We start from the raw sequence: 13,019 nt of genomic DNA on the forward strand, positions 1-13,019 counted from the left end.
TAGGCTTCCAGGGACTTGGGCAAATCCATGTGTGCGACGAACCGCACATTGGGCTTATCGATGCCCATGCCAAAGGCGATGGTCGCCACCATGATCAGCCCCTCTTCATTGAGGAAACGACGCTGGTTGTCGGCGCGGACATCGATGGGCAAGCCGGCGTGATACGGCAGGGCTGGATAGCCGTTATCGCTGAGAAAAGCGGCAGTCTCCTCGACCTTCTTGCGCGACAGGCAGTAGACAATCCCCGCATCGCTGCGCCGCTCGGAAAGAAACGCCAGCAACTGTTTGCGCGGCTGTTCCTTGGGCACGATGCGGTAAAAGATGTTGGGCCGGTCGAAGCTCGACAGGAAACGCTCGGCATTCTGCAGGTGCAGCCGGGTGACGATTTCTTCCCGGGTGCGTTTGTCGGCAGTGGCGGTCAGCGCAATGCGGGGCACGTTGGGGAACAGCTCGGCGAGTTGCCCCAGTTGCAGGTATTCCGGACGAAAGTCGTGCCCCCACTGCGACACGCAATGCGCCTCGTCGATGGCGAACAGAGCGATGTTGAGACTCTGCAAGAACGCCAGCATGCGCGGCTGGACCAGACGCTCCGGCGCCAGGTAGAGCATTTTCAGCTCGCCCCGACGAAGCCGATGGGCCAGCTCCCGCTGCTGGTCGGGGCTGAGCGTGGAGTTCAACGCCGCCGCGGGCACTCCCAGCTCGTCGAGGGTGGCGACCTGGTCATCCATCAGCGCGATCAGTGGCGAAACGACGACCGCGAGCCCGTCGCGCAGTAAGCCAGGCACCTGAAAACAGAGCGATTTACCGCCCCCGGTCGGCATCAGCACCAATGCATCACCGCCACTGGCCACGCGCTCGATAATGGCACCCTGGCGACCACGAAAACTGTCATAGCCGAAGATGTCTTTAAGTACGCGTTGAGCCTGGTCGAGCATAGATACCCCGGATGGTGCCACTAAAGCGGGCGTGCAATCGCCGGCGCCATTGCAAAGCGCGGCAGTATACCGGAGCGCCCGGGCAGATAGGACAGCCGTGACACCGGCGGTCGAAATTTGCAGGAATCCAGCTGACATCGGCCTCTGCGCTGGCATCTGCGGCCCCCAGCGCCTAGAATTCAGCATCGTTTCTTTCCAAGGTAGTCTTTCAATGTCCTTCGCTGAGCAATTACACCGCCTGCAAGCCTTCCTCGACGCCGATGAGCTGCATGACGAAGCGCTGGACTACGTCGCCGCCCACGGCTATCTGACTGCGCTGTCGATCTGTGCGGAAACCGTGCCCGATCGCGAGTGGATCGACGCGCTGTTCGCCGAACCGCCGCACTACGCCGATCAGGCCCAGCGTGAGGAAATCGAATCGACACTGATCCAGCTCAAGGCCCACATCGCCCGTCAACTGGCATCGGATGAAGAATTCGAGTTGCCTTGCGACCTGGATCTCGGCGATGAGCCGGACGACTCCGACCTGCGTGGCTGGTGCATCGGTTTCATGGAAGGTGTGTTCCTGCGTGAAGCGGCCTGGTTCGAGAACGACGAGGAAGAAGTCAGCGAGATGTTGTTGCCGATTATGGTCGGGTCCGGGCTGTTCGACGAACAGGCTGAGTTCGCCGATATCGCCGCCGACGCCAACCTGATGGATGACATGATCGTGCAGATTCCCGAAGCGCTGTCCGCGCTGTTCTTGCTGCTGCACGCGCCGGATGAAAAACCGGCCATTCTCAAACCCCGCCACCACTGAGTCAGCGCCTATGGCGCACAGCGGTCCCCATGACGCCACTCCCCGTACGAGCCGGTCCCGGCCCGTACGGTTTCTTCTGCTGGGGATCGGTTGGCTGAGCATTGCGTTGGGGGTGATCGGTATTTTTCTCCCGGTGCTGCCCACCACGCCTTTCCTGCTGCTCGCCGCCGCCTGTTTTGCCCGCAGCTCTCCGCGTTTTTACCAGTGGTTGGTCAACCATCCTCGTTTGGGGCCATGGATTCGGGGTTATCTGAGCGGCAATGGGATGCCGCTCAAGGCCAAGGTCTATGCCATTGGGTTGATGTGGGTCAGTATCGGCGTGTCTTGCTGGCTGGTGCCGTCGATCTGGGCGCGGGTGTTCATGCTGGCGTCGGCGGTCGGGGTGACGGTTTTCATCCTGCGGCAGAAGACGTTGCGTTCTTGAGTTCACCTTTGCGCTAGCGATTTTCACGCCTTCTCCCACTTGGCCGAATGTGATTTGCGCGCAAGCTGGAGGACGGTGTACGCGGTTTCGCCGGTCTGTACATCTTCAAAATGAATGATGGCTTCGGCATCTTCTAAAAACGGGTTTAAAGGTCGTTTCCCCGCAATCGAGTGAAATGATTGCGTAAAGCATTAACACCCAGGGAAATGTGCAGACAGCCCCTTAACCCTGCCATGGGCATCGATCCCCCCTCTCAGAACCTGCCAACCAGACAAGGTCCACGCCCGAAGCTGATCAGCCTGCACCCAAGTTGCTTTCGGCGGCGTCTGGGCTCACATCACGAGAAAGGGTGCGGTGTTCAAGGCACACCGCCGGCCCTTGTGATCAAACCGTGTCCACCTTCAACGAATGGTCCCCCAGCATGCCGTTGATGATCGACGCAGTGTCGTGCCCAGCCGCGACCATCCCGCCTGCACCCGGCGATACGCCGTACTGTTGCGCCAGGTTCACCCCCGCCAGGTCGATGGTTTGCGTTGTCGCACCGCCGGCAACACTGCTGACATCAATGGTCGAGACCAACGATGCACCGTTACCGCTGACGCTGAAGTGCAGGAAGTTTTCCAGCGAGTTGGCGTCGCCATGCTCCCCTTGCAACAACTGCGACAAATCCAGCTTGTCGATACCGAAGTGGAAGTCGGTGATGGTGTCGTGCCCGGTGTTGCCGGCCTGATAAAGGAAGGTGTCGTGTCCGGGACCACCGGTCAGCACATTGTTGCCTGGCCCGCCGATCAGGATGTCGTCCCCTGCCCCACCGTTCAGCACGTCGTTGCCCATGCCACCGTTCAGGAGGTTGGCGCCCTGGTCGCCCGTCAGGTGATCGTCGTAGTTCGAACCGATCAGGTTCTGAATATTGACCAGCGTATCGGTGCCGGCTCCACCCGTGTGCTGAGGTCCGACCTCGGCAGTACTCACGGTCACACCCGCCGTCGCCAAGGAATAATTGGCGGTGTTGTGGCCTGCTCCACCGTCGAGCAGATCGTTGCCCGACCCGCTGAACAACATGTCGTCACCGTTATCACCGAACAGCTCGTTGGTCCCGGGCCCGGCCACCAGCACATCGTTGCCGTCGCCACCGTGCAAGTGACTGTCCGCCGCACCGACCAACACGTCATCGCCGGTCGTCCCCAGCACGGTGTGGCCATCCTGATGAGCGATGGTCAGCGCCGCCGTGCTGCTGCCGCCGTGAGGATCGGTGACCGTGTAAGTGCTATGGACATCGGGAGTGGTATTGACGGCGGCGTAGTCGATGGTGAGGTTCAGGGTGTAATGCTCCTTGACCCCCGGATCGGCCTGGTTGACCACGATCAGCCTGTACACCCCCTCTTCGGTCGCGGTGAAGGTGCCGCCGTCGGCGATGCCATGGTAGGCACCGTCATCGAACGTCCACGCCATGCCCACCACGTCATTGGTCAGGTTGTGATCGACGGTCACGGTTTCGCCGGCTCTGAGGTGCACGCTGTAGAGGTCTTGCGCGTTGGAGGGCGCGCCATTGACTGCCCCCAGATAGCCGCTGATCACCAGCATCGCCGTGGTGGCGGTGTTGTTGAAGAAGTCACTGCGGTCAAGGTTTTTCAGCTGATTGCTGTGCTTGTCCTGCGTCCCGGCAAAGCCGATGGTTTTAACCGCGCTGGCGGTGAAATCCGCGCCTTTGGCGGTCCAGCCGGTAGTGAAGACGCTTGGCGAGGCGGTGAGTGTGCCACCATTGCCAGCCATGTCGTTGGCCGCCAGTGCGGCGCCGGGGATCACGATGCTCGACCCGCTCTGATTGGTGATGACATGGTCGGCCACTGCGACAGGCGCCTCATAGACAGGCGGCGGCACGATCTGCACGTTCAGGTTGGCCGCTGCCAAGTCGCCGTCGTTGTCACTGAGTACATAGTGAATGTTTTCAGTGGCTTCATGATTCAACCCGGCCGCAGGCGTATAGCGGTAGTCGCCCGTGTTCATGTTCAACACCAGGGTGCCGTGCTGGCCGATCACCGTCAGGGTGTGGCTCTGGCTGTCGAAGCTGGCGGTGGCGCCTCCCCCGCTGCTGACTACCGCGCCCTGGTGCTGGTTCGCCTTCGGGTCATAAGTGTAGGTGGTGCCATCGACGCTGACGGACTTGATGAACCCTTGATCCGCACCAAACGTCCCGCCTTGCAGCAGGCTGCCCTGAATTCCACCCTGGACTGTCCCGCTGAGCACGACGTGCAATTGTCCCAGGTCCGTGACGATCAGGGCGTTGCTGTCGGTGCCGATGGCGCCGTTGTACGCCACCGGGTTCAGGTACGTGCTGCTGACCTCGGTGCCCACGCCAATGGCGAAAGCGTTGATGTGGTGGGTTTCGAGGAAGGTGGTCCAGGCCTGTTCTTCACCGGTATCGATACCGTCGCCGCGAGCCGGATTGGGCACATGGCTCGGGTCGGCATGTTGGGTGGACAACGTCGGGTTACCGTCCGAGAAGAAATAAGCGAGGTTCTGCGCCCCTGCAATGGCGCCTTTCTCGACGAACGCTTGCTGCGCAGCGGCCAGAGCGGCGTCGTAGTTCGTCCCATTGCCGGCCTGCAGCGCGATGACCATCGCTTTAGCGGTGGCGACATCGACCCACTCATTGCTGCCGATGTGGGCCTGACTGTTGAATGTCACCAGTTGCACGCGCACGTCGCCCAAGGCTTCGTATTGGTTCAGCAGGCCGATGATGGCCTGCTTTTCCAGGGCCAGCCGGGAAAGGCCATTGACCCCCGAGGGCTGGTTCATGCTCGCCGAGTTGTCGACGATGAGCATGAGGTTGGTGTTGATGCCCTCACTGGTCACGGTTTTTTCGATGCAGGCAGCCTTCGGCTGGTCGTCGACGATATTGACCACGATCTGCGCCGTGGACGCGTGTCCCAGCGAGTCAGTCACCGTGTAGGTGAAGGTGTCGTGGGTGACGTTCGGCCCGTCGTTGGCCGATGGCGTGGTTTTGGGTGCCGACGTCAGGGTGTAGGTGTAGCTGCCGTCGGCATTCAGGTGCAGCACGCCGTACTGGCCTTGCGCGGTGCCATTGCTGCCGCCATCAAGGCTGAAAGTCAGCGCGCCGTAGCCGCCATGAGCCGAATCGGCGAGGGTTCCGCTACCGGTTTCCGCGGTGGAGGACGGGTGGCTGCCCGTGACGGTACCAGGCGCCAGATCCTTGCCGTCCTGATGAGTGTCGAGGGCGCTCTCCTTGACAGTGACATCGTGGTCATTGCATGCCACGGGTGGACAAGGAGGCGCCACGTTGACCGTCACCGTGGTGGTGCTGGTGTCGCCATCGGCATCGCGGATGGTGTAGGTGAAGACGTCCTGCTCCCCGTTCGGGCCAACCAGCGCCGGGTTGCTGTGATACGTCGCATTGCCCTGGCTGTCGACGATCAACGTGCCGTACAAGCCGGTGATCACAGTATTCAGCCCGCTGGTGACCGGCGTCGATGTATCGCCCCCGGCGCGCACCCCTACGATCAAACCACTGGGGCCAGCACCGTCCGCCCCCGGAGAATCGTTGAGCAGCAGGTTGCCGCTCACCTCTCCGCCCGCGGCGACGTTGCCGATGTCGCAATGGGCGTGCGGTGTGTCATCGAGGATCTTGACCACCACGGTGCCATCCGCCACGTCGCCATCGCTGTCCACGGCATGCACGGAAATCGGATCGTTGACCGAGGTGCCGTCACCCTGGTTGTGCGTCTGTGCGCCGTTGAGCGTGTAGGTATAGCTGACCTCGCCGGTTGCAGGGTTGTAACCGGTGATCGTCAGCGTATTGCCTGACGGGAGCGTGGTGGATTGAGGCGACGTGATCGGGACGCCGTTTTCGATCACGTTGATGCCACCCACCGTCAGGGTCTGCAATCCATCCGGCGCGCCGATCGTCAGGGTTCCCGTCTGGGTCAGCGCGTCAGGGTTCGGGTGCGAGCCGCCCGGCAGGTTGCCCTCATCGACGGTGCAGTCGCCACCGCCGATGGTCACCCCATCGTTGTGATACACGTTGACGGTGATCGTGGTGGTGCTGGTGTCGCCATCGGCGTCGCGGATGGTGTAGGTGAACACGTCCTGCGCATCGCCGGTGCCGCCTGAATTGGGGTTGGCGACGTACGACGCGTTGCCGTTGGCGTCGACGATCAGGGAACCGTAGAGGCCCTGGATCACCGTGCCCACGCCTGTGGTCACCGGCGTCGAGGTGTCACCGCCAGCGCGCACGCCGACGATCAGCCCACCCGCATCAGGGCCATCCGCGCCGGCCTGATCGTTGGCCAGAATGTTGCCGCTGGTCTCGCCCCCCTCTTTCACGTGGCCGATGTCGGCATTGGCGTGCGGCACGTCATCGGTGACGTGCACGGTGATGTTGCCATCCGCCACATCGCCGTCCGTATCGACGGCATGCACCGGAATCTGCTCATCGTTGACGGTGCCGTCGCCCTGATTGTGGGTTTCCGCGCCATTGAGGGTGTAGCTGTAGCTCACTTCGCCAGTCGCCGGGTTGTAGCTGATGACCGTGAACGTGCTGCCGGATGGCAACGTGACCGACTGCGGCGACGTGATCGCCACGCCGTTTTCGATCACGTTGATGCCGCCGATGGTCAGGGTTTGCAGGCCATCGGGGGCGTTGATCCTGACGGTGCCGGTCTGGGTCAGGGCTGACGCGTCCGGGTCGCTGCCGTATGGAAGGTGCGCCTCACTGACGGTGCAGTCGCCCCCACCAATGGTCACCCCATCGTTGTGATACACGTTGACGGTGACCGTGGTGGTGCTGGTGTCGCCATCGGCGTCGCGGATGGTGTAGGTGAACACGTCTTGCGCATCGCCGGTGCCGCCTGAATTGGGGTTGGCGACGTACGACGCGTTGCCGTTGGCGTCGACGATCAGGGAACCATAGAGGCCCTGGATCACCGTGCCCACGCCTGTGGTCACCGGCGTCGAGGTGTCACCGCCAGCGCGCACGCCGACGATCAGCCCACCCGCACCCGGGCCATCCGCGCCGGCCTGATCGTTGGCCAGAATGTTGCCGCTGGTCTCACCCCCCTCTTTCACGTGGCCGATATCGGCGTTGGCCTGCGGCACGTCATCGGTGACGTGCACGGTGATGTTGCCATCCGCCACATCGCCGTCCGTATCGACGGCATGCACCGGAATCTGCTCATCGTTGACCGCGCCGTCGCCCTGATTGTGGGTTTCCGCGCCATTGAGGGTGTAGCTGTAGCTCACTTCGCCGGTCGCCGGGTTAAAGCTGATGACCGTGAACGTGCTGCCGGATGGCAAGGTGACCGACTGCGGCGACGTGATCGCCACGCCGTTTTCGATCACGTTGATGCCGCCGATGGTCAGGGTTTGCAGGCCGTCGGGGGCGTTGATCTTGACGGTGCCAGTCTGGGTCAGGGCAGACGCGTCCGGGTCGCTGCCGTATGGAAGGTGCGCCTCACTGACGGTGCAGTCGCCCCCACCAATGGTCACCCCATCGTTGTGATACACGTTGACGGTGATCGTGGTGGTGCTGGTGTCGCCATCGGCGTCGCGGATGGTGTAGGTGAACACGTCCTGCGCATCGCCGGTGCCGCCTGAATTGGGGTTGGCGACGTACGACGCGTTGCCGTTGGCGTCGACGATCAGGGAACCGTAGAGGCCCTGGATCACCGTGCCCACGCCTGTGGTCACCGGCGTCGAGGTGTCACCGCCAGCGCGCACGCCGACGATCAGCCCACCCGCATCAGGGCCATCCGCGCCGGCCTGATCGTTGGCCAGAATGTTGCCGCTGGTCTCGCCCCCCTCTTTCACGTGGCCGATGTCGGCATTGGCCTGCGGCACGTCATCGGTGACATGCACGGTGATGTTGCCATCCGCCACATCGCCGTCCGTATCGACGGCATGCACCGGAATCTGCTCATCGTTGACCGTGCCGTCGCCCTGATTGTGGGTTTCCGCGCCATTGAGGGTGTAGCTGTAGCTCACTTCGCCAGTCGCCGGGTTAAAGCTGATGACCGTGAACGTGCTGCCGGATGGCAACGTGACCGACTGCGGCGACGTGATCGCCACGCCGTTTTCGATCACGTTGATGCCGCCGATGGTCAGGGTTTGCAGGCCATCGGGGGCGTTGATCCTGACGGTGCCGGTCTGGGTCAGGGCTGACGCGTCCGGATTGCTGCCGTTGACCAGGTTTGCCTCACTCAGCGTCACCTGGCTGGCGCTCAACGTGACGCCGTGATCGACCGAAACAGGCGGTGGCTCATTGGGTGGCGTGACGACGGGCGGCCCGTCGGGAGGCGTGACCACAGGAGGCTGGTCGGGAGGCACGATGACCGGAGGCAGCGAGGCGTCAGGCGAACCTTCCACGAACAGCCCCACCTCTGGCTCGGGAATGATGAAGCTTGGGCTGATCCCGGCGGTGGGGAAGCCGATCACCGGCGTCACCACCCCAGCGGTTTCCGTCAACAGCACGAAGGAGTGTCCTCCGCCCAATGCCGTGGGCGAGCCACCGGGATTGGCGGTACCCGCCGCGGGGGCATCGGTGATCTGGCTGGGGTCGGCCCCGGCAGCGATGGCTTGTTGCACCTGCTGCACGTCGGCCAGTTGTTGCTGGCTCGGGGTAACGGCGTCCGGCGTGTCCACATGGGTGGCGTGGTTGGCCAGGATTTGGGGGGTCAGCGGCATGCTGCTGTCGCGCCCCAGGGTCAACTCCCCGCCCTGGGCCAGGCGGACGGCGACCGCACCCGTCGGACCGGTTTGCAGTTGCTCACCGGCGTAGAGCCTGTCGCCCTCGATGACCAGTCGTCGGGTGCCGTCGCCCGCTACTGCGAATACATCGCCTACCACCTGCTTCACCGTACCGATCAATCTGGCCATGACCACTCCCTTGCTGCGAATCTCGAATCGAAAAAAGTTACCTATGTAACATTTGATGTGATTGTTTTTAACAGAAATGGCGTAGAGCCAGTATCAAACGACAATTTTATGTCGCTGAATTGTTTCGGGTTTTTCGCTCGAAAAACCCTTCACTTGCCCATTGTCAATTTTCCGTTAAATCACTCATCACCGCGTATAGGCGTCTGTAATTCATTGAATACAGGCGAATCGTTGAAGTCACATTCGCCTGAAAAGAGGAAATGACATAAGTTTTTTTTGGAATAAGGGTTATGAAAAAAACGTCTGAGGTTTTTCAAAAGTTGTTCTTAGCTCAGATGTTACAAACCTGATACGGTTTTTAGCGTCCGTATCGCCGGTTTTTTGGCGAAAGCGCCACGACAATGACCCAGGGAGAAGTTCCATGCGCGATTTGACCCCGCTTTACAGTGCAGTTGTGTTGGCGGTCGCCTGCGCCCAGGCGCAAGCCATGTCTCTGAATCAGGCGATTCAGAACACCCTCGACAATCACCCCGAGATTCACGCCAACGTGAACAACCGATTGTCCGCAGATGAAGAAGTGAAGGTCGCCAAGGGCGGCTACCTTCCAACGGTCGACCTGGTGGCGGCCTACGGGCGCGAGCACACTGACAGCCCCACGACGCGAGCCTTCGGCGATCACAACAAGGAAACCCTCAACTACACCCAATCGGAACTGCGCCTGCGGCAGATGCTGTTCGACGGGTTCAACACCAAGAACGAAGTCGGTCGGACCCAGGCCGTGGTGAACTCCAGGGCGTATTACCTGCGCGGGACCTCGGAGAGCCTCGCCCTGCGGGCAATCGAGGTTTACCTCGAAGTGCTCAAGCGCAGAGAGCTGCTGGATCTGGCAAAAAACAATCTCCAAGCCCATCTGCGGATCAACGACCAGATCGGCTTGCGCAGCAGTCGAGGCATCGGCAGTAACGCCGACAGCGACCAGTCCAAGGCACGCCGCGCGTTGGCTGAGAACAATTTTTATACCGCGCAAGTGGACTTGGCAGACGCCGAAGCAAATTTCTTCAGCGCCGTGGGCAAGATGCCCGACGAGCTCGAAGCGCCAGCCTCGATCAAAGGCGAGGTGCCGGTCAGCCTCAGCGACGCGCGCCAAAGCATGCTGACGAACAACCCTTATCTGAAATCGGCCCAAGCCGACGTCAACGCCGCAGAGAAACAGTACGAAGTGGCCAAGTCGCCGTTCTACCCACGTTTCGATGGCGAACTGGCAGTGGGGGCGAACAACAACATCGCCGGGGAGGAAGGCCACGACAACGAATGGCGTGCCGCGGTAGTGATGAATTACAACCTGTTCAACGGCAATCGCGACAAGGCCCGCCTCAACTCCGACGCGTACAAGACTGGCCAGGCGATGGACATTCGCAACAACGCGTTGCGCATGCTCAACGAGAACCTCTCTCTGGCCTGGAACGCCATGAACAATGCCCGTACCCAGACCCCGATCGCTCGCGAATACGCCGAAACCACGACCAAGGTTCGCGCCGCTTATCAAGATCAGTTCGGCCTGGGCCAGCGCACCCTGCTCGACCTGCTGGACAGCGAAAACGAGCTGTACAACGCCGCCCGCCGATACACCGAGCTGCGCTACACCGAAGAGTTTTCGATGTACCGCGTGCTGGCGACCGAAGGCGAGCTGCTGAGCAAGGCCCGGGTCGTGGTGCCCAGCGCCGCGGTCGCCCTGACCGAAGTCAAAAGCGAAGCCCGTCTGCCCGAGTTGAAGTAACGAAGTAGCGAAGCGCGCGAGCGCTGGGAGAAGTCTGTGACCAGCATGGAATTACCGCCATTTGACCCACGTTCGACCTTCGACGACCCGCTGCTGGATGGCCTGCTCATCCTCTGTCGTCTGCACGACTGCCATGCCAGCCGCACCAGCCTCAGCGCCGGCCTGCCGTTGGCGCAACAATCGCTGAGCGTGGAGCTCCTGCCGCGAGCGGCCGCACGGGCCGGTTTGCAGGCACGGATTCTGCGTCGCCAGTTAAGTGCGATCGACGGCCTGAACCTGCCGGTGCTGCTGTTGCTCAAGGGCAATCGATGTGCGGTGCTGTTGCGTTGGGAGGCCGACGGTCGTGCTCTGATCCTGCCCAGCGAAGCAGATGGCGGCGAACAGCGCGTCAGCCGTGAAGCGCTGGAAGCGCTGTACACCGGCCAAGCCCTGTTCGCCCGCCCGCGCCACGAGCTAGAAAACCTGCGCGCGCCGCTGGTGCCGCGCGTCAACGCCTGGTTCCGCGATACCCTGAAACTGTCGCGTTGGCTCTACAGCGATGCCATCCTCGCCAGCCTGCTGATCAACCTGCTGGGGCTGATGGTGCCGCTGTTCGTCATGCAGACCTACGATCGCGTGGTGCCCAACCAGGCCACATCGACGCTGTGGGTGCTGGCAATCGGTCTGCTGATCGGCACAGGCTTCGAACTGACCCTGCGGCTGGTGCGCGCGCATTTGCTCGATCAAGCCGGGAAAAAGACCGATGTGATTCTCTCCGCCACGCTGTTCGAGCGCATCACCGGCATGGCGATGAAGGCTCGCCCGGCGACGGTCGGCGGCTTCGCCCAGAGTATTCATGACTTCCAGGGGCTGCGGGAATTCCTCACGGCGGTCACGCTGACCAGCATCATCGACCTGCCCTTCGCCGTGCTGATGCTGGCCGTGATCGGGCTGCTCGGCGGCTGGCTGGTGGTGATTCCACTGGTCGCGTTTCCGCTCACCATCCTGTTCGCGTGGCTGATCCAGATGCGACTGCGCGATACCGTGGAACGCAGTCTGGCGCTGGGCGCCGAACGCCAGGCTCTGCTGGTGGAAACCCTCGGCGGGCTGGAAACCCTGAAAGCGTGCGGCGCCGAGAGCGAACGCCAGCACAAGTGGGAGTCGACTCACGGTGCGCTGACCCGCCTGGACAGCCATGCCCGGGACCTGTCAGCGCTGGCCAGTAACGGCACGTTGTTCATCCAGCAATTTTCAGGCATGGCGACCATCGTCGCCGGGGTCTACATCATCATCGCGGGCAACCTGAGCGTCGGCGCGCTGGTCGCCTGCTACATGCTCGGCAGCCGCGTACTCGCTCCACTGGGTCAGATTGCCGGGTTGATCACCCGTTATCAGCAAGCGCAGTTGACCATGAAGAGCACGGATGCACTGATGGCGCTGCCTCAAGAGCGAGACCCCGCTCGGCATCCGCTGCAGCAGACCCAACTCAAGGGTGGAATCGAGGTGATCAAGGCCAGCTTCGCCTACGCAGGCCCGGGCACCGCAGCAGCGCTGCACGACATCAATATCCACGTCAGGCCGGGCGAACGCATTGGCATAATTGGCCGCAGCGGTTCGGGCAAGAGCACGCTGGCGCGGTTGATCATGGGATTTTATTCCCCGGACGAAGGCCATTTGCTGCTGGACGGTCTGGATCTGCGTCAGGTCGATGTGGCGGACCTCCGTCAACAGGTGGGCTACGTGGCCCACGACTTGCCGCTGCTGGCAGGCAGCCTGCGCGACAACCTCACGCTGGGAGCACGGTACGTCACGGATGCGCGCATGTTGGAAGTGGCCGAGTTGACCGGCGTGACGGATCTGGCGCGCAACCACCCACTGGGCTTCGACCGCCCTGTGGGCGAGCGCGGTCAATTGCTTTCCGGTGGCCAACGTCAGGCTGTATTGCTGGCCCGGGCGCTCTTGCTCGACCCGCCGATCATGCTGCTGGACGAACCGACCAGTCACATGGACAACAGCAGCGAAGACCTCTTGCGCATGAAGCTCGTCGAGCGCATGCAGGGCAAGACCTTGCTGCTGGTCACCCACCGTATGTCGATGCTGAGTCTGGTCGATCGGTTGATCGTTCTGGACAACGGCAGGGTGGTCGCCGACGGCCCTAAAGAACGAGTCGTCGAAGCACTGCGCAAGGGCCGCGTCGGCCCGGCCACGGTTTAA

Annotated in this window: 6 protein-coding genes; 4 read left to right on the forward strand and 2 right to left on the reverse strand. The window is 62.1% G+C overall.

Features of this window, described 5'->3' with window-relative positions:
• On the reverse strand, window positions 1–935 hold a 935-nt coding region (locus DBP26_RS00005), incomplete at its 3' end, for a RecQ family ATP-dependent DNA helicase (RefSeq protein ID WP_146752949.1).
• 211 nt (window positions 936–1,146) lie between these two features.
• Here DBP26_RS00005 and DBP26_RS00010 point away from each other — a divergent pair.
• Together DBP26_RS00010 and DBP26_RS00015 are read left to right on the forward strand one after the other, a co-directional pair.
• Window positions 1,147–1,734 (forward strand): YecA family protein, encoded by a 588-nt coding sequence (locus tag DBP26_RS00010; RefSeq protein WP_108576101.1) that lies wholly within the window; start codon window positions 1,147–1,149, stop codon window positions 1,732–1,734.
• 10 nt (window positions 1,735–1,744) lie between these two features.
• Entirely contained in the window at window positions 1,745–2,158 is a 414-nt protein-coding gene (locus DBP26_RS00015; protein WP_108576100.1) for a YbaN family protein, read from the forward strand.
• Between the two features lie 384 nt (window positions 2,159–2,542).
• Here DBP26_RS00015 and DBP26_RS00020 read toward each other — a convergent pair whose 3' ends face one another.
• A complete protein-coding gene (locus tag DBP26_RS00020) occupies window positions 2,543–9,049 on the reverse strand; it encodes a retention module-containing protein (RefSeq protein WP_112235846.1) in 6,507 nt (2,168 codons plus the stop codon).
• A 421-nt stretch (window positions 9,050–9,470) separates the two neighbouring features.
• On the opposite strand from DBP26_RS00020, the gene DBP26_RS00025 reads away from it, so the two are divergent.
• Both DBP26_RS00025 and DBP26_RS00030 read left to right on the forward strand, forming a co-directional pair.
• The gene (locus tag DBP26_RS00025; RefSeq protein WP_108235572.1) at window positions 9,471–10,826 is read left to right on the forward strand and encodes a TolC family outer membrane protein; all 1,356 of its coding nucleotides are present in this window, start codon (window positions 9,471–9,473) and stop codon (window positions 10,824–10,826) included.
• A 45-nt stretch (window positions 10,827–10,871) separates the two neighbouring features.
• Window positions 10,872–13,019 carry a type I secretion system permease/ATPase gene (locus DBP26_RS00030; RefSeq protein ID WP_108236022.1) on the forward strand — a complete coding sequence of 716 codons (2,148 nt, stop codon included), beginning with the start codon at window positions 10,872–10,874 and terminating at the stop codon, window positions 13,017–13,019.

Origin of the sequence: Pseudomonas sp. RIT409, from assembly GCF_003052515.2 — a bacterium.
Classification (GTDB): domain Bacteria; phylum Pseudomonadota; class Gammaproteobacteria; order Pseudomonadales; family Pseudomonadaceae; genus Aquipseudomonas.

What these genes read in the sequence shown, in the direction of transcription:
- DBP26_RS00020 (WP_112235846.1), bottom strand. Translation starts at nt 9,049, where the DNA reads ATGGCCAGATTGATCGGTACGGTGAAGCAGGTGGTAGGCGATGTATTC.
- DBP26_RS00025 (WP_108235572.1), top strand. Translation starts at nt 9,471, where the DNA reads ATGCGCGATTTGACCCCGCTTTACAGTGCAGTTGTGTTGGCGGTCGCC.
- DBP26_RS00015 (WP_108576100.1), top strand. Translation starts at nt 1,745, where the DNA reads ATGGCGCACAGCGGTCCCCATGACGCCACTCCCCGTACGAGCCGGTCC.
- DBP26_RS00010 (WP_108576101.1), top strand. Translation starts at nt 1,147, where the DNA reads ATGTCCTTCGCTGAGCAATTACACCGCCTGCAAGCCTTCCTCGACGCC.
- DBP26_RS00030 (WP_108236022.1), top strand. Translation starts at nt 10,872, where the DNA reads ATGGAATTACCGCCATTTGACCCACGTTCGACCTTCGACGACCCGCTG.